The sequence below is a fragment of the Psychrobacter sp. Arc9 genome, assembly GCF_041431295.1.
Taxonomy (GTDB): domain Bacteria; phylum Pseudomonadota; class Gammaproteobacteria; order Pseudomonadales; family Moraxellaceae; genus Psychrobacter.
The window spans coordinates 118,830-145,719 of the sequence record NZ_JASMRK010000002.1 but is presented as its reverse complement, the minus strand read 5'-3'; the positions used below and the strand labels follow the sequence as shown (position 1 = coordinate 145,719).

Annotated in this window: 23 protein-coding genes and 1 tRNA gene; 18 read left to right on the top strand and 6 right to left on the bottom strand. The window is 43.3% G+C overall.

The window, feature by feature from the left end; translation table 11 throughout:
• Positions 1–25: 25 nt before the first annotated feature.
• Positions 26–1,351 carry an ABC transporter ATP-binding protein gene (locus tag QO187_RS01855; RefSeq protein ID WP_185156646.1) on the top strand — a complete coding sequence of 442 codons (1,326 nt, stop codon included), beginning with the start codon at positions 26–28 and terminating at the stop codon, positions 1,349–1,351.
• Between the two features lie 34 nt (positions 1,352–1,385).
• Here the strand turns inward: QO187_RS01855 and QO187_RS01850 are convergent, their stop codons facing one another.
• Both QO187_RS01850 and QO187_RS01845 read right to left on the bottom strand, forming a co-directional pair.
• Positions 1,386–2,249 (bottom strand): methyltransferase domain-containing protein, encoded by an 864-nt coding sequence (locus QO187_RS01850; RefSeq protein WP_102094348.1) that lies wholly within the window; start codon positions 2,247–2,249, stop codon positions 1,386–1,388.
• A 55-nt stretch (positions 2,250–2,304) separates the two neighbouring features.
• Positions 2,305–2,586, bottom strand: a complete 282-nt coding sequence (locus QO187_RS01845) for a hypothetical protein (RefSeq protein ID WP_101206189.1) — start codon at positions 2,584–2,586, stop codon at positions 2,305–2,307.
• 469 nt (positions 2,587–3,055) lie between these two features.
• Between QO187_RS01845 and QO187_RS01840 the strand changes: the two genes are divergently transcribed.
• The 7 genes from QO187_RS01840 to QO187_RS01810 all read left to right on the top strand — a co-directional run bounded on the left by QO187_RS01840 (position 3,056) and on the right by QO187_RS01810 (position 11,399).
• Positions 3,056–3,235 carry a hypothetical protein gene (locus QO187_RS01840; RefSeq protein ID WP_102094349.1) on the top strand — a complete coding sequence of 60 codons (180 nt, stop codon included), beginning with the start codon at positions 3,056–3,058 and terminating at the stop codon, positions 3,233–3,235.
• Between the two features lie 292 nt (positions 3,236–3,527).
• Positions 3,528–6,332, top strand: a complete 2,805-nt coding sequence (gyrA, locus tag QO187_RS01835) for a DNA gyrase subunit A (protein ID WP_102094350.1) — start codon at positions 3,528–3,530, stop codon at positions 6,330–6,332.
• Between the two features lie 176 nt (positions 6,333–6,508).
• A complete protein-coding gene (gene rarD / locus QO187_RS01830; RefSeq protein ID WP_371546812.1) occupies positions 6,509–7,579 on the top strand; it encodes an EamA family transporter RarD in 1,071 nt (356 codons plus the stop codon).
• Between the two features lie 240 nt (positions 7,580–7,819).
• The gene (rarD, locus tag QO187_RS01825; RefSeq protein WP_057759099.1) at positions 7,820–8,890 is read left to right on the top strand and encodes an EamA family transporter RarD; all 1,071 of its coding nucleotides are present in this window, start codon (positions 7,820–7,822) and stop codon (positions 8,888–8,890) included.
• Between the two features lie 194 nt (positions 8,891–9,084).
• Positions 9,085–9,753: a glutathione S-transferase gene (locus QO187_RS01820; protein WP_102094352.1), complete on the top strand. Its 669-nt coding sequence runs from the start codon at positions 9,085–9,087 to the stop codon at positions 9,751–9,753.
• Positions 9,754–9,847: 94 nt separating this feature from the next.
• Positions 9,848–10,159, top strand: a complete 312-nt coding sequence (locus QO187_RS01815; RefSeq protein WP_102094353.1) for a hypothetical protein — start codon at positions 9,848–9,850, stop codon at positions 10,157–10,159.
• Positions 10,160–10,262: 103 nt separating this feature from the next.
• Positions 10,263–11,399: a ribonuclease Z gene (locus QO187_RS01810; protein WP_102094354.1), complete on the top strand. Its 1,137-nt coding sequence runs from the start codon at positions 10,263–10,265 to the stop codon at positions 11,397–11,399.
• A gap of 40 nt (positions 11,400–11,439) precedes the next feature.
• Here the strand turns inward: QO187_RS01810 and QO187_RS01805 are convergent, their stop codons facing one another.
• Entirely contained in the window at positions 11,440–12,411 is a 972-nt protein-coding gene (locus tag QO187_RS01805; protein WP_102094355.1) for an ATP-binding protein, read from the bottom strand.
• A gap of 192 nt (positions 12,412–12,603) precedes the next feature.
• Here QO187_RS01805 and QO187_RS01800 point away from each other — a divergent pair, with 192 nt between their 5' ends.
• From QO187_RS01800 to QO187_RS01790, 3 genes are all read left to right on the top strand, one after another.
• Positions 12,604–13,644 carry a protein kinase gene (locus QO187_RS01800; protein WP_102094356.1) on the top strand — a complete coding sequence of 347 codons (1,041 nt, stop codon included), beginning with the start codon at positions 12,604–12,606 and terminating at the stop codon, positions 13,642–13,644.
• 154 nt (positions 13,645–13,798) lie between these two features.
• Positions 13,799–14,359: a DJ-1/PfpI family protein gene (locus QO187_RS01795; RefSeq protein WP_322868756.1), complete on the top strand. Its 561-nt coding sequence runs from the start codon at positions 13,799–13,801 to the stop codon at positions 14,357–14,359.
• A gap of 30 nt (positions 14,360–14,389) precedes the next feature.
• A complete protein-coding gene (locus QO187_RS01790; protein ID WP_102094358.1) occupies positions 14,390–14,788 on the top strand; it encodes a ribbon-helix-helix domain-containing protein in 399 nt (132 codons plus the stop codon).
• Positions 14,789–14,991: 203 nt separating this feature from the next.
• On the opposite strand, the gene QO187_RS01785 is transcribed toward QO187_RS01790, so the two are convergent.
• The 3 genes from QO187_RS01785 to QO187_RS01775 all read right to left on the bottom strand — a co-directional run bounded on the left by QO187_RS01785 (position 14,992) and on the right by QO187_RS01775 (position 18,539).
• Positions 14,992–15,076, bottom strand: a tRNA-Leu gene (locus tag QO187_RS01785).
• A gap of 218 nt (positions 15,077–15,294) precedes the next feature.
• Complete coding sequence (locus QO187_RS01780) at positions 15,295–17,076, bottom strand: sigma 54-interacting transcriptional regulator (protein WP_102094398.1); 1,782 nt, start codon at positions 17,074–17,076, stop codon at positions 15,295–15,297.
• A 98-nt stretch (positions 17,077–17,174) separates the two neighbouring features.
• Entirely contained in the window at positions 17,175–18,539 is a 1,365-nt protein-coding gene (locus tag QO187_RS01775) for a nitrogen regulation protein NR(II) (protein ID WP_102094399.1), read from the bottom strand.
• Between the two features lie 135 nt (positions 18,540–18,674).
• On the opposite strand from QO187_RS01775, the gene rimO reads away from it, so the two are divergent.
• The 7 genes from rimO to rseP all read left to right on the top strand — a co-directional run bounded on the left by rimO (position 18,675) and on the right by rseP (position 26,831).
• Complete coding sequence (rimO, locus tag QO187_RS01770) at positions 18,675–20,261, top strand: 30S ribosomal protein S12 methylthiotransferase RimO (RefSeq protein WP_102094400.1); 1,587 nt, start codon at positions 18,675–18,677, stop codon at positions 20,259–20,261.
• A 172-nt stretch (positions 20,262–20,433) separates the two neighbouring features.
• Positions 20,434–21,159, top strand: coding sequence for a UMP kinase (pyrH, locus tag QO187_RS01765; RefSeq protein WP_057759121.1), 726 nt, complete (start codon positions 20,434–20,436; stop codon positions 21,157–21,159).
• 112 nt (positions 21,160–21,271) lie between these two features.
• The gene (gene frr / locus QO187_RS01760; protein ID WP_057759123.1) at positions 21,272–21,826 is read left to right on the top strand and encodes a ribosome recycling factor; all 555 of its coding nucleotides are present in this window, start codon (positions 21,272–21,274) and stop codon (positions 21,824–21,826) included.
• 389 nt (positions 21,827–22,215) lie between these two features.
• Complete coding sequence (gene uppS / locus QO187_RS01755) at positions 22,216–22,974, top strand: polyprenyl diphosphate synthase (RefSeq protein ID WP_102094401.1); 759 nt, start codon at positions 22,216–22,218, stop codon at positions 22,972–22,974.
• Between the two features lie 189 nt (positions 22,975–23,163).
• Positions 23,164–23,973, top strand: coding sequence for a phosphatidate cytidylyltransferase (locus QO187_RS01750; RefSeq protein ID WP_102094402.1), 810 nt, complete (start codon positions 23,164–23,166; stop codon positions 23,971–23,973).
• 176 nt (positions 23,974–24,149) lie between these two features.
• Positions 24,150–25,358, top strand: coding sequence for a 1-deoxy-D-xylulose-5-phosphate reductoisomerase (gene ispC / locus QO187_RS01745; RefSeq protein ID WP_102094403.1), 1,209 nt, complete (start codon positions 24,150–24,152; stop codon positions 25,356–25,358).
• A gap of 96 nt (positions 25,359–25,454) precedes the next feature.
• On the top strand, positions 25,455–26,831 hold the full coding sequence (gene rseP / locus QO187_RS01740) for an RIP metalloprotease RseP (RefSeq protein ID WP_102094404.1): 1,377 nt from the start codon (positions 25,455–25,457) through the stop codon (positions 26,829–26,831).
• The last annotated feature ends 59 nt before the right edge of the window (positions 26,832–26,890 follow it).

The window sequence follows — 26,890 nt, the reverse complement described above, 5'->3', positions numbered from 1 at the left end:
TACTAATAGCGAACTGGTACCGTTTATGTACACTGATTCAATGAACGACTCTACAAATTCTAAGTCAGAAAAGGCTCGGGCTAATCACATGCCTGTAGCAAAATCAGCACTGTCACAAAATAGAATCAATCCAGTTCAGCCGAATAAAACTGTAGAGCAGAGCAGTACCTCACAACAAAATACTGAGAAACATATCGCGACAGATCCTTACTTTAGTGTGCAAAATCTCATCGTAGGCTATGACGATACTATTGTCGTCAATGGTCTATCGTTGATGTTGGAGCAAGGAGAGATTGGTTGCTTCTTGGGTTATAGTGGCTGCGGGAAGACCACAGCGCTACGAGCAATCGCGGGACTGGAGCAAAGTCGTGGCGGCACTATTTATCTAAACAACCAACGCCTAACAGAGAAAACTGCTCGTCAATCATTTGCAGTTGCGCCAGCCAAGCGTGGCATGGGCATGGTGTTTCAAGACTATGCTCTGTTTGGGCATTTAAGCGTGGCAAAAAACATCGCCTTTGGTCTCAATAAGTGGTCAGCTGCTGACAAAAAAGCCCGTGTGGCTGAGATGCTAAGTTTAGTTGAATTGACTGAACATGCAGACAAACGTCCAAATGAGCTTTCTGGTGGTCAGCAGCAGCGTGTGGCTCTAGCAAGAGCGCTAGCCCCCAAACCAAAACTACTATTACTTGATGAACCATTCTCTAATCTAGATGTGGTGCTGCGTGAATCACTAGCAATGAATGTCCGTGATATTCTTAAACGTACCAACACCACAGCAATTTTGGTCACTCATGATCAAAATGAAGCGTTCGCGCTAGCGGATAAAGTAGGGGTAATGGATAAAGGACGATTGGTGCAGTGGGCGCGACCAAGCGAGCTGTATCATGAGCCTGTCAGTCCTTTTGTCGCTGAATTCGTAGGCGAAGGCGCGATGATAGACGGCATTATCAAAGAAGGTCATGTTGAGACGGCGCTAGGTAATATCTATCGTCGCATGGAAGTCTATGATGAATCAGGCCAGCCACAGTACTGCGAATATGATTATCCAAATGGTACGCCAATCAAAGTACTCGTGCGCCCTGATGATATTATTCATGATGATGACAGTACGCAGACAGCTTTGGTTATCGGACGTGTGTTTCGCGGTGCCAACTACTTGTACCGTCTGCAGTTAGACGACGGACAGACTGTCTTATCCTTGGTTGCGAGCCATCATAACCATGCAATCGGCTCGCATATTGGCATTCTGCCTTTGCTAGAGCATGTCGTAGTCTTTGATGAAAAAGACATCAATGCCACTACTTGGTCAGAATACGATAGATCATCGAGAATGGATGAAGAGGTTTAGTAGTCTTCATCCATTCTTGGGTAATCTTCTAAATTTACCGTTTAGCCAAAATGTGTAAATAACGGCCAAGCCATTTGTACGGCTCTAATTGTGAGTAGCGTAACTCCATTCTGATCACTGCATCTGGGTCGTTATGCCCGCCACGCTTGAGTGGTGCATAATCATGAAACACTCGTAGACCACTGCTACGTACCGTCTGATAATCATGCGCTTTGAGCCACGACTCGACTTCTACTTTGGCCACGGGATAGTTGGGGGTGAGGCTTTTCTTATTGTCCGCTTTGTAATCGTTACCATCAAGTAAGCTATCGAGTAAGTTAAAATTCCCCATGATAAGATTGCGATAATCAAAACTCGCTGGGTTATAGAAGCAGACAGATAGCGCGCCATCATCTGTTAAATGCTCATCAAAAAAGTCCATGACCGCCGCTGGTTCTGCCAACCATTCAAGTAGCGCATGCGACATGATCAAATCAAATTTTTCTGTCTCTGTCTGAGCCAGTTTTTCTTCAAGCGCTTGATAAGGGCAAACATACCATGTGATGTCTAGCTTTTTATCAATTTTTTCTGCGCTCGCTTTCGCCTTCTCAAGCATATTTGCTGATATATCATTGATGACTACGCTATGACCTTGAGCAGCAAGTTCTATCGCAATTTGCGCAAGCCCTGCACCCACATCCAGGATACGTAAAGGTCGCCCAAGCGCTTCACTCATCTGTGAACTATATTCGAAAATATCACGGCGTAGTACAGCCAATCGAATCTCGCCTTTTAAACCACCATACACTTTCTTTTCGAAATGATCGGCAATGGCATCGAAGCTACGATCTGCTCGTTTGTCTTCTGTTGGTATAGAAAGGTTTGAGTCAGGCTGGCTATCTTGATGTTTAATTGTCATAGGTATTTAGATCAATAATTAAGAGGGTCAAATTAATAAAACTATTCAGTATTAACTAGCGTTTCAAACGTCTGTTAATTACCCATTTAAAAACGACTTTCGCTAACACAATAACGACAAATACCACGATAACAAACACCCACATACCATTGCCTTGTAGGTTTTCTTGATAGGCTTTTGACAAGTATGCTGATAAAGCCATAGCGACTAAAAGTGCTCCCCAACGAACATAGGGTACAGCGCGATTGTTATGGTTAGGAAAGCTAGCAACATAATCGCTCGAAAAGCTGTATAGCACCATTGCTAAAATCCAAACAATTGCAAGAATGATATCCATAATAAAAGTAGCCTGTTAGGTCGTTATTTAAGTGCTATAAAAGATGAGGTAGTGTAGCGTTTAGAATTTTTTTGTCCAGTATCACTAAAAAATAACCGCATCAAAGTGGTTTAAATCATAATGTGCTCATGAGAATAATATGATTTTGAAAGCTATTAGCTTATGGCAAAGCATTATGGTTATGAAAACAATATGACCATAAAAACAATCAGTTCACGTCAGAGACAGTTGTAGGTGTTGTTGTATTGGCTAAATATTCTAAGCATCCTAGTTGTTTGGTCAATAGAGCTTATATGCAAACCACGTATGATCCCTATGCTCAAGATTTTAGCGTTAAATTAAATGTCATGTTGAATTGTAGGTAGAAATATAAGTATTCACTCAGTTAGTCAAAATAAATCTTGTCGAGCTGTACTGAATGAGTATAGTATTTTTCTATTTAATATCCATCAGATACGGAGAATAAACAATGAAATCAATCAGCACAGCGCTACTTGCCCTAGTATTTACTTTTACATCTATGAGCCAAGCACAAGCTCGAAATACGCCTTGTTCAGGTAAAATGGGCGGGGTGTCTCATTGCTCAGCAGATGGTAAGTTTGTTTGTAAAAATGGCAAAATCAGCCAATCAAAAAAAACCTGTCATTAGAATTATTTTAGAGTGTGTCAATAATTCAAAATATCACTGTGAATGAACCGTCTAGCTTGATTTTAATGGTACTCAGAACCCCCTAAATCAGCAAATTTGTGCTAAAATAGCTTCTTTTATTAAACATTAAAACTATCGCTATTTTCCTATTGTTTTGCACGTGTAGCAGTGTTTTTTTATGGTATGTATTTTGGTCATGACTGCCCATTTATGTGGCAGTATTTTTATATGATCTATGGGTGCTATAAGCGATGTGTCAACGTTAGAAAAAAATGTGAGTGAAGGAGTGTATATGAGCGAATCGGTCAGTCCTATTGGCATCGTAGATGAACTAAAGCAGTCGTATTTGGATTATGCGATGAGCGTGATCGTCTCGCGTGCGCTTCCTGATGTGCGTGATGGGTTCAAACCTGTACACCGCCGCGTGATGTATGCCATGCACGTGCTATCAAACGATTATAACAAACCGTACAAAAAATCAGCACGTGTGGTCGGTGATGTTATCGGTAAGTACCATCCACATGGCGATAGTGCCGTCTATGATGCCATCGTCCGTATGGCGCAGGATTTCAGCTTGCGCTATCCAATGGTTGATGGTCAAGGTAACTTTGGCTCGATCGATGATGATCCTCCGGCAGCGATGCGTTATACCGAAGTACGTATGACCAAACTGACCCACCAGATGCTCGCTGATTTGGACAAAGATACGGTCGATTGGGAAGACAACTACGACGGCTCTGAGCGCATGCCAAGCGTGATGCCAGCGCGTATTCCTAATCTATTGGTCAATGGCGCGACGGGTATTGCCGTTGGTATGGCGACCAATATGGCCCCGCATAACCTGACTGAAGTGATCAATGCTTGTTTGGCCTATGCTGAAAACCCACAAGTTTCAGCCGAAGAGCTGATGTCGCATATCTCAGGTCCTGATTTTCCTACGGGCGGTATTATCTATGGTCGCGCGGGCATTTTAGATGCTTATCGTACGGGTAAAGGCCGCTTGCATATTCGTGGTCGTTATCATATCGAGCCGATGAGCAATTCTGGCGTCAACCGCGATCGTGAGCGCATCGTATTCACCGAAGTACCTTATCAGGCCAATAAAGCCAAGTTGATTGAGCGTATCGCAGAGCTGGTCCGTGATAAAAAAATCGAAGGTATTAGCGAAATTCGTGATGAGTCTGATAAAGATGGTATGCGTATAGCTATTGATTTGCGTCGCGGCGAGACTGCTGAAGTTATTGTTAATAACCTATTTCTACAAACGCCGCTAGAGTCTAGCTTTAGTATCAATATGGTGGCGCTCGATAATGGTCAGCCAAAACTATTGACCTTGCGTCAGCTTATCGCTGCGTTTGTTCGTCATCGTCAAGAAGTGGTGACACGTCGTACGATTTATGAATTGAACAAAGCCCGCGTTCGTGGTCATTTGCTAGAAGGTCTAACGGTCGCTCTAGCCAATATCGATGAGATTATTGCGACGATTAAAGCGTCAGCAAACCGTGGATTGGCTCGTGAAAGTCTATTAAATAATACATGGGGTTCAGGTAGCGTTGTCGCGATGCTTACAGCTGCTGGTAGTCAGTCAGTGCGTCCTGAGTTTATCGATGGTGAAGATCCTAAAGCGCCGTTTGGTCTGATCGAAGGCGAAGAGCGCTATCGCTTGTCACTTGAGCAGGTCAATGCGATTTTAGATATGCAATTGCATCGTTTGACGGGTCTTGAGCAAGATAAATTGACCGAAGAATACCAAGACCTATTACGTGAAATTGCACACTTAGAGTCTATCCTTGGCGATTTTGATAAGCTTATGGCTATTATCTCTAATGAGATGATCGAGATTCGCGATAACTTTGGTGATGAGCGCCGTACGGACATTATTGACTCACGTACTGACTTTAGCCGTGAAGACCTTATTCCAGAGCAAACGGTCGTGATGACAGTGTCACGTACTGGTTATGCTAAGACTCAGCCAATTGACGATTATGTCGCGCAAAAACGTGGCGGTAAAGGCAAGTCTGCCACGGCGATGAAAGAAGATGATGTCATTGATCATTTAGTTGTGACATCTACTCACTCTACCGTATTGTGTTTTACGGATAGTGGGCGTGTCTTTAGCTTACGTGGTTTTGAAGTGCCGATTGCCAGTCGCGGTGCTCGTGGTCGTCCACTCGTTAACCTGATTGGCTTAAATGGTGATGAAACCGTTACGACGATATTACCGATTCCGAAAATCGTAGGGGACACATCGGTCACAGGTGAGATGTCAGAGGCAGATATCTTAATAGATAGTGATGATGACTCAGTAGAAGACAGCAACCAAGCAGAAGCGCCTTTCGTTTTCTTTGCAACGGCCAATGGTACCGTGAAGCGTGTTGAGCTTAAGCAGTTTGCCAATATTCGCTCGAACGGTTTGATTGCGGTTGGACTAGAAGACGGTGATAAATTGGTCAGCGCTCGTATCACTAACGGTAGCCAAGAAGTGATGTTGTTTGCTTCAAATGGTAAAGCGATTCGTTTTGATGAGAATGATGCGCGTGCGATGGGCCGTACGGCAAAAGGCGTCCGCGGTATGCGTCTGGCTACTGATGAGTTTATCAAATCATTAGTCGTTATCGAAGATGATGTACGTGAAATTCTGATTGCTTGTGAAAATGGCTTTGGTAAACGTACCTTTATCGATGAGTTCAATACACAAAATCGTGGCGGTGGCGGTGTGATCGCTATCAAGACCAGCGAGCGTAATGGCGCACTAGTACGAGCGACCAAGGTTGACTCTACCGATGATATTATCCTAATCTCTGACAAAGGTACGTTGGTTCGTACACCAGTTGAGCATGTTGCTAGCTCTGGTCGTAATACGCAAGGCGTAACATTGATTCGTCTGTCAAAAGATGAAAAACTGGTTGCCATGGCGCGTGTTGAGCACGAAGAGAGCGATGACGAGCTTATCGATGCCATGAGAGAAGATGGTACGTTTGAGGTAGAAGGTCAGGAGCAGATAGATATTGATGCGACAACTGACAATACCGCAGCTACCGACGTCGATGATGTGATTGATATTGCAAACGACCATAAACCAAGTGACAATCTATAATAGACTAACTATGCATAAGACGATGACGAGTAATAGTCTTGGTAATTAGCTTTTGAGTCTAGTCTCTTAGCATTTTTCTAGAAAAAAGCCTCTGACGTTATCGTCGGAGGCTTTTGTTTTTTAATTCTCATTTTTTCAATACTGTAAATAAGGTTCTATTTTTTAAGGCTGTTGTTATGCTTACGACCAATCAAACTTTTCAGGGAACGGTTGCTTCGGTATCATCGAGCTTTTTATTCTCGATGATGTTTTTGTTTGGACTGTTTATGCTGCCCTTAACAGGGACGCAGGTAGCATCATGGCGTGTGCTCATGATGTTGCTCAGTTTGGTTATATTGGTCAGTTTGACTAAGCAGTGGCAACGTGTTTTTGATTATATAAAGACGCTAAAGACAGTCAAGGAATGGCTTATATTTATACTGCCTGCGCCAATCCTAGGTGGACAGATTTGGTTGTTTATGTGGGCACCGGTCAATGGGTTTGGTCTCGATGTCACATTGGGCTATTTTTTATTGCCGCTAGTGATGATTGTGCTTGGTCGATTCTTTTACCATGAATATATGAGTATCTTGCAATGGGCTGCCGCGATATTTGCAGCACTCGGTATCGGCTACGATATTGTTCAGTATGGTTCAGTATCTTGGGTGACACTGTTTGTATGCTTGGGTTATCCACCGTATTATCTGCTACGGCGCACCCTTTCTGTACCACCTATTACGGGTTTGTTATTTGATTTGACGCTGTTGACACCAGTAGTGCTCATCGTGCTTTATATGACTGGCGGTTTTGATGTTGCAGCGCAAGACATGAAGTTCTGGTATCTATTGCCGCTGCTTGGTGCTTTTAGTGCGCTTGCGATGTCGCTGACGATGATTGCTAGTAGTAAGCTGCCAGTATCACTGTTTGGGGCGCTAAGTTATATAGAGCCGATGCTGTTATTCGTATTGTCTATTACTATTTTGAGTCAAAGCCTTGAAGAAGGTGGTTCGCTCTTTATGTACGGCATGATTACGCTTGCGCTACTGGTTATGATGGCTGATAGCATAAAAGGCTATCTCGTTCGTCAGCGTAATGATCGCTTGCATGGCTATAGAGAGCTTCAGATTGGCGGCTTTCCACCGCGTCGTCATTTTATCAATCAGCGTATCGATGGCGTGCTAAAAGCCCATCGTTTTCGCAAGATTCGTCGTTACCAAAAGAAGATGGATAAGATACAGCAAAAAATCGAACAACTTGATGCAAAATAAGTACTTACCTGCATTAAATTTACTCAATTTAAAAGTTTAGACACTAGATGAACAGTGGCATTGCTTATTCATTCTGACTTTGACATAATGCCGACCATGATGTAAGCCTAGTACATCAAAAGCGTTCAACTTAGATTGCGCGACGACCTTATATGCAAAAGCCTCAGACGTTCTCGTCTGAGGCTTTTGTTTTTTTTAAAAATTGCCATGGATGTGCCCCAATCTTTAAAGGCTGTTGTGATGCTGACTACTAACCAAACCTCGCAGGGTACAATCACTGCCGTCGCTGCAAATTTTTTATACTCATTGCTGTTCTTATTTGGTCTACTGCTGCAACCATTATCAGGTACGCAAGTCGCTTCGTGGCGCGTGCTGACAATGTTTTTTAGTCTAGTACTGCTGGTAAGCGTATTAAAGCAGTGGCAGCACATTTTTGATTATTTAAAAACACTAAAAAATGCAAAAGAGTGGTTTTTATTTATATTACCCACACCGATTTTGGGTGCGCAAATCTGGATATTCATGTGGGCGCCAGTTAATGGTTTGGGACTTGAGGTAACGTTGGGTTACTTCCTATATCCGATGATTATGATCGTTGTCGGCAGGTTCTTTTACAACGAAGACATGAGCTTACTTCAGTGGGCTGCCATTGTATGTGCAGGTCTGGGTATCGCTTACGATATTTTTGAGTATGGTGCTATTTCTTGGGCGACTTTGTTTGTTTGCTTGGGTTATCCTCCTTATTATCTACTACGCCGTAAGCTTGCAGTACCGCCTATTACTGGTCTGATTTCAGACCTTGTATTGTTGTTGCCAGTGGTATTGGTCGCACTGTATATGAATGGTGGTTTTGAAGTAGCAATCACCAACCACAAGCTTTGGTATCTGCTGCCATTATTAGGCATTATTAGCACCGCTGCGATGTCACTAACGATGGTGGCCAGTCAGAAGTTGCCTGTTTCACTGTTTGGCACTCTGTGCTACCTTGAGCCAATATTCTTGTTCATATTCTCAATCGCAATTTTAGATCGTAACTTACATGATGGTGGCTCCATGCTGATGTACAGCATGATTTTCATCGCATTGCTGATTATGATTGCTGATAGCGCGTTGGGCTATATGGCGCGTAAACGTGAAGACCGCTTACATGGCTACAATGAACCACAAGTAGGCAGTTTTCCACCACGTCGTCGTCTGAAAAATCGCCGTATCAAAGGCGTGCTAATCGCGCATCGATTTCGTCAGATCAAAAAATATCAGCAAAAGATAGATAAAATGACGCGCAAGATTGAAGCATTACATTTAGATTGATGTCAAAGAGTACACCGTCTTAGACAGTATCGATACGGTAGGCATTGTTTTCCATCATGTCTGCCAACTCATAGTATTAAAGAAGTAGAAATTACGCTATTATCGAGAGCAGTAGGGCCGCGATTGAGTGAACATATGGCGCTATATCTGAGATATTATGGCTGATTTACTACAATATATAACTAGGACGGTTTATGTTACATCTTCATCATTTAGCAAACTCGCGCTCGTTTCGTATTATCTGGCTGTTGGAAGAGCTCGGCGTTGATTATAAACTGACTTGCTATGAGCGCAATAAGGCATACCGTGCCCCTGATAGCTTAAAGCAAGTGCATCCGATTGGTAATGCACCGATACTAGAAGCAGACGATCGTGTGCTGATTGAGTCAGGGTTTATCATTGAGTATTTGATTAAGCACTATGATAAAGAAAAGCAGTTCAAACCTGACGATAATAACGAAGCAGCGTGGGAAGCCTACACGTTTTGGCTACACTTTGCAGAGGCTTCATTGATGCCACTGTTGGTCATGCGTTTGGTATTCACCAAAGTAGTGTCTCAATCGCCGATGCTAATCAAACCTATCAGCAAAAAAATCCAAGGTCAGATTGAAAAGAACATGATCAGTAGCGGTTTGGAGAAGATGTTAGATATGATGGAGCGTCATCTACATGAAAATCACTGGTTTGCAGGTAGTGAATTTAGCGCCGCTGATATTCAAATGCATCTTGCAGTCTTGGGTGCCAATGCTGGTGCAGGTTTAGATCAGAGTAAATATACTAATCTCTTGAATTGGCTCAAACGCTGCGAAGAACGAGATGCCTTTAAGCGAGCAGAAAAAAAGGGCGGCCGTCTGAATTTTTAGAGGATACTGGTATAATCCTCTCTCAACGCTTAAGTAGCCATATAGACCAAAGGCTTTGTTTATGAATAAACAAAGCCTTTTTTAGGATAATACTATGACAGATCTAAATACCTCGAATAAAGGTAATCTAAAGCAAGATAGCCTAAATAAAGATGACAATCAGTCAGCAACTCAAACATCACTTAATAAGCAAGATACCAGTATGCAAGAAAATAATAGACAACAGATTAATAGCCAGCAAGTCTCTATCAAATCGTGGTCACAGAAAATTCTAGTGGTAATTCTATGTGCAGCGAGCTTTTATGGTGGCTGGAAATCTTACGAATCGAATATGGTAAACGATTGCACCGCCAATGGTGGACAAATGGTTGAAGGTCAAAAAACCATGATATGCCAACTGTCGTAGCTAGGACATATTCTCCGTTTATCTCATTTCTGTTATCGTTTTAGAATGAAGAGACGTTCTCGTAAGTCTGAGCCAGTATTCCTGATAAATAAAAGGCATCACTATGCTAAAGCTAACCTTTTTGGGCACCTCTGCAGGTGTACCGACCAAACAGCGTAATGTGACCGCATTAGCAATAGAGTGTTTGAATCCGCATACCTCTGGCGTACAGCAAGGAAGTCGTCAACAGAATAATCAGAGTAAGAAATCGCGTCCATGGGTGCTGATTGATTGCGGTGAAGGCACGCAGCAGCAGTTGCTACATACCAAGCTCTCCTTACATCAATTGGCTGCTATCTGTATCACTCATGTTCATGGTGACCATTGCTATGGTCTACCAGGGCTGCTAGCTAGTGCTGCCATGTCAGGACGTCGTGAATCATTGACTTTGATTGCACCAAAAGCAATTGCTACTTTGCTTGAAGCTATTACCGCCACTACAGAGCTGTATCTACCTTTTGCTTTCGATTTTATAGCGATTGAAGAGGTGTTAGCTGAGCAAGATGATACGAACAAGGTCAGTATTAGCTTAAGTGACCAACATCAGCTTGATATTGATATCACGCCGCTATCACATCGAGTTGCTTCTCATGCCTTTGGTATTACTCAGACTATTAGCCGCCGCATCCTTAATACAGATAAGCTTGTGGCAGATGGTATTCCAGCAAGTGCACTATGGGGCAAGTTACAGCAAGGCGAAGATGTCACGACTGAGGGTAATAGACAATTGCGCTCAGTAGATTATGTTGACAATGAGATACAGCGGACGCGAGTGGTGGTGGCAGGAGACAATGATGCGCCAAATTTGTTAAGCAAAGCCGTTATCAATGCGGATTTATTGGTGCATGAAGCTACTTATACGCACGAGGTGCTCAATAAGATTCGAGCCAAAAACCCAGACTATGATCCGATGCATAGTAGCGCCCAATTGCTCGGCGAATTTGCCCAAGCGGCTGGACTCAAAAATATAATTTTGACCCACTTTAGCGCTCGCTATCAGAACTTTGATAATCCAGATAGCGAAACGCCAAATATGGCATATATTCGCTTAGATGCGCAAAGTGTCTATCAAGGCAATCTATGGCTGGCAGAAGATTTTGACCAATATATGGTCGATAGTGCAATTGGGTCGGCAAGCAATCAAGAGAGCGGTCAAGAGGAGAGTCGCGTGCAGTATATAGGCTCTGCACGCAGTGATTAGAGATCGTTAAGCTTAGATATGATTTAGCGTTAAATATGACCTAGCGCTTACTGTCTTCGATAGCCAATTGTGTTTCACCACTCCAAAAGCGGCTGAACTGGTAAGCAACTCTTCCTGAGCGACCACCACGTTCTGAGGCCCAACGTAGCGCATCCTTTCTGATCTTATCAGGCATAGACTGACTTGCTAAAATGTCCTTAGCATCACTACCCATATCAGCTGAGATTTTTTGCTGCTCTAAATTCAGATAATGCTGAACGATATGCAGATAAGTCTGCTGATCCATAGGATGGAAGGTGAGGGACAAACCGAATCGATCTGATAATGACACGGTCTCATCAATAGCCTCATAGGGATTGACTTCATCCGTCTGCCCATTATAGATATCGACATTGTCTTTCATCATCTGCGGTAGCAGGCGACGACGATTGCTGGTGGCGTAGACCAGTAATTTGTCTTGCTCAGAGTCTAGCGAGCCATCGAGCACGCTCTTTAGCGCACGATAGCTTTCATCTTGACCATTAAAAGCGAGGTCATCACAGTATACGATATAGCGGCAATGACAATCTGCTGGTAGGGCATTAATAGCAGCACGAATCTTATCCAATACTTGCAGATCATCGCGGGCCACCTCAATAATACGCAAGCCTTCACTATGATGGGCTTGTAGCAAAGCGCGAATCAATGATGACTTACCGGCACCGCGTGTGCCTGACATCAATACATGGTTGGCAGGGTAACCTTTAATAAACTGACGGGTATTCTGTACCAGTTTCGATTTTTGCGTATCGATACCATGCAAGTCATCTAAGCTCAAAAACAGATTGACTGACAAAGGCTGCAGGTGACCAGTGCGTCCACCAACCCAGCGATAAGCAAGCTGGCTCGGGTCGATTTCAATAGTTGGTGTGACTCGCTCTTGTAAGTATTGACTGAGTAAGTCTAGCAGCGGTGCGGGCAGGGCATAAGTGGGTTGATCAGATGGCGTGGTCGGGATAGTTGGTTGTGACATAGTGGCTCTAGCAATTAAGGTTGTCTTTAATACCATACCCAAAAATACAATTAACGCTGCTGAAATTTCAGTGACTACACTCTTAGTACCTACTAAGCGTAGTACTTGTAACCATTATTCGCGCTATTATTATCTTTGGAAATGATACGAATGGGAAGGCAGTAATCTCACTATATTATGAGAAACAATATCATGGAAAATAGTGCCAGTAATCCGTCTATTACGCAAGCCTTGCAAGCTCAAGCAATGCAGCTATTGCCCATTATTACCCAAGAACTGGACGCACAAGATTTTAGTGAGATAGTACATCAACGTATTGCTCAGCAAAGCACAGAACAAACGCAAGGTCAGCATGCGCAAGTTGTTAAAACGCAACATATCGACAAGACTTACTTCCAAGGACTAACACGTGCCCAGCATCCACAATTTGGTAGCGTGATGATTAAATGGCAGTTGAGTGATGGCGCTTATACTATTGCTGCCGATTTAACTCATGAAGCGGATATTTTAGCTGCTGTAAATGCTTCATCGAAAATCAAAAATAACGCTATCGCACCGCCACTATTGGCTCATCATTGCGTGGATGTTCAGATACTATCGCAGTTGCAACGACTAGTTATAGTAGTCACACCTTATTACTCTAATGGTAGCTTGGCGAGTCAACTGACCGCTTCAAAACATCTGTCATTGAGAGCATCACAAAAGCATCATTTCATCACTCAGGCTGCATACTTGATAGCTAATTTGCATCAGGCTGGTTGGCTACATAATGATATTAAACCCAGTAATATCTTGGTTGAAGGTTCTGATGATGAGTGGCCAGTAGATACTATGAGTAATAGTCTGACCCCTAGATTATTACTCACTGATTTTGCTTTATCACAACGTGTTACGGTGGCTAATAGCCAACCAAATCCTGCTGGCACACCAGCGTATCTCGCACCTGAGCGCTGGCAAGGTCAGGGTGCAACGGTGCAAAGTGATATCTACGCGTTTGGCGTAATGATGGTTGAGATACTAACAGGAAAACGCCCGTTTCAGATAAATGCTGACAGCCGTGAGAAATCAAAAACGTGGGCGATTCAGCATTGCCAACAACCTATTCCAACGTTACCAGCAGAATATAATCACTATCAATATATGGTCGATAAAGCATTGGCGAAACGGGTAGAGAGACGGTATCAGGAGATGGATAAGATATTGATAGATTTAAAGTTATTAAAAAATAGCTGAATTTATTATTTTATTTTAAAAAGTGATTGTTTGTAGTATTCACATATTACCTAGTAGTTGTTTTTTATGTTTGAATGGATATTCAGGCTCATTTTAAGCGAAGTCGCTATAAACTAATTTGGGTTCCCATATTTCATTACAATACAGTGAGAATATCATGGCTAAAGTACTTATCATTACCGGTGATTTTGTTGAAGATTATGAAAACATGGTTCCGTTCCAAGCGCTTCTAGCGATGGGACATGAGGTTGATGCTGTATGCCCAGATAAAGTGGCAGGTGATAGCATCGCGACCTCAATACACGACTTTGAAGGTGATCAAACTTATACCGAAAAACGCGGTCATAACTTTACCCTTAATGCGTCTTTTGCAGATATTAATGTCGCAGATTACGATGCTTTGTATTTACCAGGTGGACGTGCGCCAGAATACCTGCGTTTGAATACTAAGGTTATTGCAATGATTCAGCATTTCGCAAATACTAATAAACCGATTGCGTCGGTTTGCCATGGACCACAAATGCTGACGGCTGCTGGCGTATTGAAGGGTAAAAAAGTATCTGCTTACCCTGCGTGTCAGCCAGAAATAGAAATGGCTGGCGCTGAGTATGTCAAGTTACCTATGGATGGTGCTATTACAGATGGCCAACTGGTAACGGCTCCTGCGTGGCCTGCCCATCCAGCTATGCTGAAGCAATTTGTTGCCTTGCTATAAGCTTTAATTAGTATCGAGAGAGGATATTATATGTGTCAATTGTTTATTAGTGCTGACGACAGCTTGTGGAGCTCTAAAACCAAATCACTTCGAATTCAGGGAGTTGTCACCTCAATTCGTTTAGAGGTGTTTTTTTGGGATATATTAGAAGAGTTGTCATTTCGGGATCAAATGACGGTTAATCAGCTGATCACTAAGCTATACCTTGAATCTCTCGATGCTGATCATGATATTGGTAATTTCACCTCTTTTTTAAGAGTTTGTTGTTCTCGTTATTTATCTTTAATAGCCGATGGCGATCTTTCTCGCGAAACAAGGTTACCTTTAGAAAAGGTCGATGCAAAAAATATAATTCAACGTGAAACCCTTCGTAAAAATCAACGTAGTGCATTATTCAATGAAAGTGAGGGAAACCTTTCTATTAATTAGTTCTGTCTATGGCAAGTACATTAAAGCATTGATGCAGCGGGTAAGTAAGTGCCATCAGAGTATGGAGGAAGTGTTAAAGGATTTAGAAAAGAAGATTAATACTTTTAATAAGATATTTTATAGTTTTAACACCAAATTCCAGACACAAAAAAACCTGCTAAAAGCAGGTTTTGATATTTGGTCTAAGATGTACTATCCGAAAATGGTGGGGCTGGAGAGACTCGAACTCTCACACCTTGCGGCGCCAGAACCTAAATCTGGTGCGTCTACCAATTCCGCCACAGCCCCATTTTCGTTACTCTATCATCAAAAGCGGTTAAACTCAAACGCTATCTAGATAGTTAACTGATTCGGTAGTGCGTCTCAGTGGTTGGCTATTATATAGAGTTTTAATTGTTTGGCAACCCCTATTTGCAATTATTTTTAATTATTTATCATTTATTTTCGGTACTAATTTTAAGTGATTGATATTAATAATAATTTATTATCATGTTTTATGCGTTTATTTACTCTTTAGTTGGTACTCTCGGGGCAGAGATATCCAATTGCTGCAATTTGCGTGTCAGAGTATTGCGTCCCCAACCAAGTAAGCTTGCGGCTTCTATCTTTTTGCCGCCACTATGATTGAGTGCTGCTGTTAATAAAACGCGCTCAAACTCAGGGGTTGCTGTTTGTAAAATATCAGTTTCACCCGTGCTTAGCGACTGCTCAGCCCAATCAGCCAATGCTTGTTGCCAACTTTGGTTCTTAGGCAACGGGCTACTTTGATTATTTTGATGACTGTTTAACGCACTACTATTTAATACATCGCCATTTTGTACCAAGTTCTCTTGAGCGTCTTCCTGTGATGAGCAATGCTCTTCATAAAGCACCGTATTAGGTGAGATGTTTTCAAGTAGCTCTGGTGGCAAATCTGTCGCCATCACAGTATCACCAGTAGCCATAACCGTGAGCCACAAGCAGACGTTTTCTAATTGACGCACGTTACCACGCCAGTCAAACGTCTGCATGATTTGCAATGCGGCAGGATGTAGATGCTTTGGAGTGGTATTCATTTGCTCTGCGGCAGACTGCATAAAGTAGAGGGCCAATGCAGGAATGTCTTCAGGGCGTGTACGTAGTGGTGGTAGGGGTAATCGAATGACATTAAGGCGATAAAACAAATCTTCGCGGAATCGGCTTTGTTTTACCAGCTCTTCTAAGTTTTGGTGGGTGGCTGCGATGATACGTACATCGACCTTTATTGGCTGTTGACCACCAACACGATAAAATTCACCATTGGCCAGTACGCGTAACAGCCTTGTCTGAGTGCTAAAAGGCATGTCACCGATTTCATCTAAGAATAGAGTACCGCCGTCTGCCTGCTCAAAACGGCCTTGACGCATCGTTGTTGCACCAGTGAACGCGCCTTTTTCGTGACCGAATAGCTCAGACTCGATCAAGTCATGCGGTATGGCTGCCATATTAAGTGCAATAAACGGTTGCTGCTTACGAGGGGAGTGTTGGTGCAATGCACTGGCTACCAACTCTTTACCCGTTCCAGACTCTCCAGTAATTAAGACGGAAATGGGGGATTGAGCCAGTCTGCCAATGGCACGAAACACCGTTTGCATGGCTGGTGACTGTCCAATGATGCCGCTAGGGTTACCATTATCCTTGGTTACGGCGGCACCTTTGCTCTTATTGTCTTTGGTTGTCTTACTAGCAGGTGCTACTTTAGGTTTTATCAGGTCTTCAGTGAAAGTATCAGACGTTATATTGTTATTGGATTCATCTAAAAGGGAAACAGTCGTTGTTTCTAGATTGGGCTGATAATTGATGGCTTTATAAATCGTCGCAACCGCGTCATCTAAGTCAAAAGGCTTGGGCAGGTATTCAAAAGCCCCTGTCTGATAGCTATTGATAGCAGAGGTCAGGTCTGAGTGTGCTGTCATAATTACGATTGGCATTTTAGGGAAATGCTGATGAACCCAGTCGCTAAAAGATAATCCATCCATCATTGGCATGCGTATATCGGTCAATATGACGTCTGGTAATTGCTCGGCTGACTCTTGCTGTTTTAAAACATCATTAAGGCGAGTCCATGCTGCTTGTGCTTGAGTAAAACTGATAACGGTCAATCCAGCATCTTCAAACGTGTCTGCCAACACCATGCGTAGGGCTGCATCGTCATCGATTAACCACAATGTTGCAGGGTGGTCGCTGGGTGCATTATTCACAGTTACTATTTGTGATTGTGGTGATTGATCATCGCTTTTAGGTTGGAGGTCGTCGCTATATTCAGTCATGTATTGGGCCTAATCAGCAATTATTGATGGTAAGTTGGGGATTGGGAGTTGGCGTTATGAAACTTAGCAGCCTTTAATTCATAAATTCATAATTTGTTTTATGTCTCAGTGATGGGTTGAGTAAATGGTAGATATAGCGTAAATCGGGTTTGCTTATCTTCTTGCTCTTTTGTCGAGCTCACATCAATCATACCATGATGATGACTGATAATATCTTGGACGATGGATAATCCAAGACCTGTACCGGCTGCACGGCTAGTGACCATCGGGAAAAATATCTGACCGATCAATGCTGGATCAATACCTGAGCCATTATCAGTAATAGTAACTTGCATCACTTGCTTGTGCTGCTGTCCGACGATTGTATGCTGAAAAGCAACCCGCGTTTGAATATTCAATGTCGGTTGATAGTCAGAATTGCTCTCAGTTTGCATGGCAGCTTGTGGTGATTCTTGAGACTCTGAGATTTGATTCTGTTGTAGCGTTTGTTCGAACTCAGTCATCGACTCACAAGCATTATTGATAAGGTTTAAAAACACTTGAATCAGCTGATCTTTGTCAGCGCACAACTCTGGCAATGATAAATCATAATCACGCTGTAACACTACCTGTGGATACTGATTGGTCACTAAGGTTAAGACATGCTCTAGAGGCTCATGGATATTAAGCGTTTGCCAGTTTGGTAGTTGATTGGAACCCAGAAGCTGCCCAATAAGATGGGTCAATCGATCAGTTTCTGAAATAATAATGTCCGTATAGTTGCGCAGCTTTTGATTCATTTTTTGCAAATCATGCTGAGTGTCAGTGTTAGTGGTTGTCAAAGCATTATCAGCGCTAGAGGTGTTAGTAGTAGATGCGTCGCTGAATTTAATAAACTGCCGTTGCAACAGCTGGGCTGCCCCGCGAATACCAGCAAGAGGGTTTTTTATTTCGTGTGCGACCGACCGTAGCATATGACGGGCCACTGTATACTGCTGTTGTTGGCGCTGCTCCTCAGAGATACGACTTTGCCGATCTTTACCCCACATCTCGATAATAAAATAAGGCTGCTGTTCATAGATGACAGGCGTGACGCTATAGTCGACTGACAATGATAAATTACCGTTTAGCGGTGTTTTGATAATGTGATCATGGTCGATAAAAGGCTGCTGATAGTTTTGCGCTTGCACAAAGCGCTCGGTCAAAGAGTAAGCTGGCTCGCTTGAAGACTCATTTTCATTTGTATCATTACTATCATTATCTATAGATACCGTATCTTTAGTCTTTAATTCATCAGGTGCTAGCAGTGTCAAGATGGATTGATTGATTAATCTGCCGCTACTAATGGCAAGTAGCTGCTCGGCTTGAGCATTCAACCGCGTGATTGATAGCTCATCGTTGACCCATAAAATAGCGGTGAATAAATGCTGAGATATAAATGCGAGGTCAGGGGTTGTTTTGGCGGTTATAAAATCAGCGTTCATCAGTAGGGCCCAAAAAAGTCAGATGCTTGAGATAATATTTAACCACAAATCAAGACTATAGAGCGGCAAAACTGGTGATTTTTGCAAAAAAAACGTACAATGCGCTCAGCCAATTTATCTCTAGCAAGGTCAGCCATGTCCAAAACTTCTACCGAGTCAGTGAATACGACAGCAACAGCTCCTCTATCTGCCGTAAAAGACACTGCCACTATCTTCAATCCTGCCGCGCCTACCATAGTACAAGCGCAGAGTCAGGCAGATGCCAGTCAAACAGATACTAAACAGCCTTACCATCACAAAGCCAACCACAACCAAAACCGTAGTGTAGCCCAAAGCAGCGATGTTACGACTGCCAACGCCACTGCTACGATGCCAGTTAGTGCAGCGCCAAAGATTGGTTTTGTGTCACTAGGTTGTCCAAAAGCATTGGTGGATAGTGAGCGTATTATCACTGAGCTAAGCCGTGACGGCTATCAAGTAGCCAGTGATTATGACGGTGCTGACTTAGTCGTGGTAAACACTTGCGGCTTTATTGAATCAGCGGTACAAGAGTCCCTTGATGCGATCGGCGAGGCCATTAGCAAAAACGGTAAAGTGATTGTTACTGGTTGCTTAGGTAAAGAAGCAGACAAAATCCGTGAGATGCATCCGGCCGTACTAGCAGTGACGGGCGCGCATGCCTATGACGAAGTAATTACGGCAGTGGCGCAGCATGTGCCTAAGCCAAATCGTAGTCAGGACGCTAACTATGATCCAAAAATAGATTTGATTAATGAAGCGGGTATCAAACTGACCCCAAGCCATTATGCTTATCTAAAAATATCAGAAGGCTGTAATCACCGTTGTACGTTCTGCATTATTCCAAGCTTGCGCGGTGATTTGGTATCGCGCCCGATTGATAATGTGATGAACGAAGCACTGGCACTCAAAAAAGCTGGCGTGAAAGAATTACTTATCATCTCGCAAGATACTTCGGCATATGGCCTTGACCTAAAGTATAAGACCAGTTTTTGGAATGGCATGCCGCTCAAGTCTAAGTTTTATGACTTATGCCAAGCATTGAACGATTTGGGCATTTGGGTACGCCTGCATTATGTCTATCCGTATCCACACGTAGACAAAGTCGTTGAGTTGATGGGTGAGAAGAAACTGCTTCCTTATCTGGACATTCCGTTCCAGCATGCCAGTCATCGTATCCTAAAAGCGATGAAACGTCCTGCGCATAGCGAAAACACCTTGGCCCGTATCAAAGCGTGGCGTGATATCTGTCCTGATATCGTGATTCGTTCAACCTTTGTGGTTGGCTTCCCTGGCGAGACAGAAGAAGATTTTCAGTGCTTGCTTGATTGGCTGGTTGAAGCACGCCTCGATCGCGTGGGCGCATTTACTTATTCAGAAGTAGAAGGCGCAGTTGCTAATGACTTGCCTGATCATGTTCCTGAAGACGTCAAGCAGTCTCGCTATGAGCGTTTAATGGCGCTACAGCAAGATATTTCAGCGCAAAAGCTACAAGAAAAAGTCGGCAAAACCTTAACGGTATTGGTCGATGAAATTGATAGCGATGAAAATATTGCTATCTGCCGTAGTTATGCTGATGCACCTGAAATTGATGGTCATGTCTATGTTGATGACATCAACGCTCAAGTTAAAATAGGGCAGTTCTTAACCGTGACTATCGATGATGCTAGCGAATACGATCTATTCGCCAGTTATCAAGGCTAGATATCCAATAAGATATGCGAGTGAAAATTGCCCAATGGCGGGCAGTTTTTGCTACAATTAGCGCAATTTAGCCTTTTTAATACGCTTAGCTGTAAGTGTGGCGTTGTGGGCAAACTCGATTTGTATTTTACCGATAATTTTCTTTATAATTTCATGATAACAAGGTGACCTCATGTCTGACAAAAACCCGCGTTACGCTCGTATCTTGCTGAAACTCTCCGGTGAAGCCTTAGCTGGTAGTAAAGACATGGGTATTGATACCGAAGTGCTTGATAAAATGAGCTTGTCTATCGCTCACTTGCGTGGACTTGGTGTCCAAGTGGGTATCGTAGTCGGTGGTGGTAATTTATATCGCGGTGCACAGTTACAAAAAGAAGGTCTCGTTGGCCGTGTGACTGGTGATCAGATGGGCATGCTAGCGACCGTTATGAACGGACTGGCAATGCGTGATGCGCTTGAGCGTCGCAATATCAAAACGCGCTTGATGTCAGCGTTACCGATTGGTGAAGTCACCGAAAGCTATAGCAGTCGTAATGCCATTCGTTATCTCAAAAACGGCGAAGTTTGTATCTTTGTGGCAGGCACGGGTAACCCATTCTTTACCACTGACACCGCTGCATGTTTGCGCGGTATCGAAATCGAAGCTGGTTTGATTTTAAAAGCGACTAAGGTCGATGGCGTTTATGACAAAGACCCGAGCCTACATGACGATGCAGTCAAGTATGACGGTCTGACTTTTGACGAAGTACTAGAGCAAAAGCTAGGCGTCATGGATTTAACGGCTATTGCACTGTGCCGTGAGCATAACGTACCGCTGCAAGTGTTTGATATGACTAAACCCAATGCATTATTGAATGTCATCATGGGTGAGAATGAAGGCACACGAGTTTTTCATTAATTGATGCGATACTGGCAACTAACGTCAGTAAATAGCTAATGATTAGCAACAAATAATTAATATCCCAATAGCAAATAAAAAATTTGTCGGTAACGATAAATAAGGATACACAATGATTAAAGAGATTAAGCAAGACGGCGAAGCACGCATGCAAAAAACGTTGGAAGCGCTTGAAAGCACTTTCAGTAAAGTTCGTACTGGCCGTGCGCATCCAGGTATGTTGTCAGGTGTGATGGTCAGCTACTACGGTTCTGATACACCATTGAACCAAGTAGCAAGCGTCAACGTTGAAGACTCACGTACCTTGCTGGTTCAACCATTTGACCGTACGATGGTACAAGCAGTAGATAAGGCCATTCGTGAAGCAGATTTGGGTCTAAACCCAATGTCTGCCGATGTAATTCGTGTGCCGATGCCAGCATTAACAGAAGATACTCGTCGCGATATGCAAAAACTTGCACGTGGTGAAGCTGAGAGCAGCCGAGTTTCTATCCGTAACATTCGCCGTGACATGATGAATGACATCAAAGACTTGGCAAAGGAAAAAGAAATCTCAGAAGATGATGAGCGCCGCGCTAGTGATGATATTCAAAAAATCACTGACAAATATATCGAAACAATCGATGCTCGCTTGAGTAAGAAAGAAAGCGATCTGATGGAAGTTTAATACTGATATATTTGGTGTTGAGAGCAAGAATGAGTTCGTAAGATTATCTGTAATTGAGCAGCCAATACTTTATAGCTATTGGCTGTTTATTATTGTGTAGACTGATATAGTCAATCCTTTCTAAAAGAGTAACAGCGTTAACTTCGCTTGAAGTATCACAGTTACATCTGCACTCGGTTGTGCTGTCTCTTTTTTAAACTGAATTAACTATATAAAGCCATATCTAAGGCAAGCCAAAGATGTGGTTGATTGAACTGGATCCATCGTATTCTGAGCACTAAAAACTAACAATGTAATTGTGATAAGTTAGTGAATTATATAAATGGCGCTTTTTAATCGCTGTTGCACACGTTATTATTATTTTACCTCAACAATAAGCAAGTTCGCCTATGTCCATTTCAGCCGTTTTGGCGCCCGCTATTCTTCCTCGTCATATCGCCATCATTATGGATGGTAATAATCGCTATGGTAAGGCCAATGATTTGCGCCACGGTCAAGGGCATGTGGCTGGCAAAGACGCGCTCGATCCTATCGTTGAGTATTGTGTCAATACAGGCATTGAAGTGCTGACCGTATTTGCGTTTTCTAGCGAAAATTGGCAGAGACCACCTAGTGAAGTGGCACTGTTGATGCAGCTGCTTACATCGACGATTCATGAGCAAATGCCGCGCATGAATGAGTATCGTATTCGCTTGCGTTTCATCGGTGACCGTAGTCAACTTAGTGAGTCATTACAAACGCTAATGGCTGATGCAGAAGAAAAAACGGCGAAGTTTGACGCAATGACGCTAGTGATTGCGATTAGTTACGGTGGGCAGTGGGATATTGCAAATGCAGCAAAACAGCTGGCTCAACAAGTTCAAGCTGGCGAATTAAAAGCTGAAGATGTCAGCGAAGAGTTGTTAGGTAATTACGTACAGTTAGCCGATACGCCAGCAGTAGATATGCTAGTGCGTACGGGCGGCGAGTATCGTATTTCTAATTTCTTATTGTGGCAATCTGCTTATGCTGAGCTATTTTTTACTCCCACATTATGGCCAAATTTTACAGCAGAAGAGCTGGCTTTGATGATCGCAGAGTTTGCAAAACGTCAACGCCGCTTTGGCAAAACCAGCGAGCAGGTAGTAATAGAGCAGCAAGGGCACTGAGCAATGAGTTGATAGGTAAGTTCAGTCGGTTCAGTTCAGTTAGTATTGTATAACTGGTCAATAGGGTTGGTTTATGCAATGATAAATGGCTTGAATTAGTATTGAATGCTATCACTAGGCCATCGTTAGTTAGCTGCTATAATGCATTTTTTGAACATCTGTTCTTCATTATTATAAGGCTCGATAAGTATGTGGCAACGAATTAAAACGGCAATTGTTCTCGTTATTATCGTTGGTATTGCAATGTTTGCGAGCCAAACACCTATTTTATTTGCACCACTGTTGGCCATTGGGGTCATTATCGCCGCTCATGAGTGGGCTAAATTGATGCCTAAGTGGCGCCAACCTGCGGTATTTGTTCTATTGATTTTAGCGCTCACTATATTCTCACTGATGTTCAAGGTGACTTGGCTGTTTTGGTGGGTGGCGTCACTCGTTATATGGCTAATGGCGCTGTCTTGGGTTCGAGTCTTCCCAACACAAACAAGATGGTACGGCAACCAATTGGCAATGATGGGCGCGGTTATTTTGACGGCATCTATTACGGCAATGTTCTATCTCTGGCAACTGTCGGCATGGTGGCTGCTGTATGTGTTCTTATTAGTATGGTGTGCAGATAGCGGTGCGTATTTCGTTGGACGCAAGCTTGGTCGCCGAAAAATGGCACCCAATGTTTCGCCCAATAAGAGCATGGAAGGGTTGGCTGGTGGCCTCCTCACAGGGCTGTTAGTTGTGATAGCTATCAGCGTCTTTAAATTACAGCTGACGGGTGTACCGTTGATCGCATTTGTAGCGTTATCGGCCATCACTATTCTTGCCTCTGTACTTGGAGACTTGTTTGAGTCGATGCTCAAGCGCCGTGCTGATGTAAAAGATTCAGGCACTATCTTGCCAGGTCACGGTGGTATCCTTGATCGTATTGATTCGCTTCTGTCTGCAACACCGATATTTGCCCTTGGTTTTTGGGCGATACAGCAGCTTGGTTTGATAGTGGTATAAGGTTTTATAGCAGCACTGTTCTATTTAAACCTACTCTGTCGTTTATTCTCAGTAATATTGATATAAGTCAGCCGAGCGCGAGTAATACATTAGTATGGCAAGCGTGGCTACTAGCATGACAATATAGTTAACAGACGATATTCTATTTTTATTATTTTTAAGTATCATGGGCATTGATGGTTATGACGCAACGCATCGCCGTACTAGGCGCGACAGGCTCGATTGGCGATAGCACCTTAGCAATATTGGCGGCGCAACCGCACACTTATGAAGTCTATGCTTTATCAGGCTATCATCGCTTAGATAAACTATTTGCACTTTGTCAGCAATTTCTGCCGAAGCGAGTCAGTGTGCCGACGTCAGCCGTAGATGATTTTGCTCACAGGCTTAAAACAGCAGGAATTGCTAGTGAGGTCGTAGGGGGCGAGGCAGGATTGGTAGATATTGCCACTGACTCACAGACTGATACGGTGGTAGCAGCGATTGTAGGGGCGGCAGGGTTGCCGTCTACATTGGCAGCAGCACGTGCAGGCAAACGTATCTTATTGGCCAATAAAGAAGCCTTAGTCATGGCAGGTAAGGTCATGATTGATGCGGTCAAGACGTACAACGCTACTTTGCTGCCGCTGGACTCTGAACACAATGCTATTTTTCAATGCTTGCCACTTGCTATTCAGCAAGACAATACGCAAATTCATCAGCCAAATCATGGTGTCCGTAAACTGTGGTTAACAGCCTCTGGTGGGCCATTTTTGCAGCAGTCGTTTGAGCAGATGCAGCAGGCAAGCGTCGCAGAAGCGGTCAAACACCCTAACTGGTCAATGGGTCAAAAGATATCTGTCGATTCGGCGACGATGATGAACAAGGGGCTTGAGCTGATAGAAGCCTGTCACTTATTTGATTTGCCTGAAGATAAGATAAATGTGGTCATTCATCCACAAAGTATCATTCACTCAATGGTAGAATATAGCGATGGCAGCTTTTTAGCGCAGCTGGGCAGTCCAGACATGAAAACCCCCATTGCGCACGCGCTGAGCTATCCTGATCGAATTGATAGTGGCTCGCAGCCGTTAGACTTATTTGCACTTAGTGGTTTGGAGTTTATTGAGCCAGATCTACAAAAATTTGCCTGTTTGCGTTTGGCTCGCCAAGCTATGCAAGCAGGGACGCAAGCCACAATTGTGCTCAATGCGGCAAACGAAATTGCAGTAGCAGCGTTCCTCGATGGCAAAATACGTTTGACTGATATTGCTGATATTAACGAACAAGCCTTAAATGACATACAGCTGCCACCATTGAACGAAACCGCTGACATAGAAGATATATTGGCAATCGATAAGATTGCACGCCACTTGACTGATAAGTTGGTAGCAAAGCTGACATAATCGTAGCAAGCGTCTCTTAGCTGATACGTGACATTGATAAACGATATTAGCGAAGATGTTGATGAAAATGCTGAGAGACAATACTGAGAAAAAATCATGACGTTTTTACTAACACTTCTTGCCGCCATATTTGTTTTAGGCCCGCTTATTGCCTTACACGAGTGGGGACATTATATTGTGGCGCGGCTTTGCGGTGTCAAAGTACTAACGTACTCTATCGGTTTTGGCCCTAAAGTTTTTGGTTGGACCAGCAAAAAGAGCGGTATCGATTATCGTATCTCAGCATTGCCACTCGGCGGTTATGTAAAAATGCTGGATGAGCGTGAAGGTAATGTCGCAAAAGATGAGCAGCATCTTGCATTTAATCGGCAGCATCCGCTCAAGAAAATTGCTATCGTTGCAGCTGGCCCTATCATGAATTTTGTCATCGCTATCGCGCTATTTTGGGTACTATTTATGACCCCATCTGAGCAGTTGGCGACTAAGATTGGACAGGTACTACCAGATACGCCTGCTGCAATGGCACAGTTACCAGTCGGTGATAAGATTGTTGCGATTGATGGCCACGATGTGCAGACATGGGAAAATATTAACTATCGTCTTGCAGGACGTATGGGTGAGACGGATAATGTCAGCATTACCTTGCTGTCAGACGCCCAAACCAATCAGTCGACTAAAACATATCAAGCCCCCGTCACACAGTTTATGCAAGGTGAGGCTCAAGGCAAAGACGCATTGACTAGCTTTGGTATGTTGCCATGGCAGCCGCAGATTGCGCCGATTGTAGGCGGTTTGGCTCCCGATGGTGCCGCTAGCCGCCAAGGTCTAAAGGTTGGTGACCGCATTACTGCTATTAATAATGAGTCAATCGAAGATTGGATTACTGCGACGCGTATCATTCGTGATAATCCTGAAACGCTGTTGAACTTTACAGTGTTGCGTGATGACAAGCCTGTACAGTTGCAGATTATGCCCCAAGGTAAAAAAGACAACTTGGGTAATGATTACGGACAGATTGGTGCAATGGTGGATCAGACTGAGATTATTATCCCTGACGATTACAAGACCACTGTGGTCTACGGTCCTAGTGAGTCGTTAGTTAAGTCGTTTGAAAAGACTGAGCAGCTAGCAGTAATGACCGTAAGCTCAATGGGAAAAATGCTGTCAGGTATGATTGGTTTAGACAATCTATCAGGGCCAATTACCATTGCCAAAGTCGCCAAACAAAGCTTTGATATCAGTTGGCAGATGGTATTATCGACAGCGGCGCTTATTAGCTTAAGTCTTGCCGTCTTAAACCTTTTGCCGATTCCAGTATTAGATGGTGGTCATATTGTCTATCATTTTATTGAGCTGATTCGCGGTAAGCCACTGTCTGAAGGTGTGCAAATGGTCGGTCTAAATATCGGTTTACTCTTGCTAGCAGGTTTCATGGTGTTAGCAATTGGTAATGACATCAGCCGGCTCTTTTAGTCAGCTGATGAGCAATATGGCTGATAAAGCACGATATACTAATGGTTTTACGCCTATTA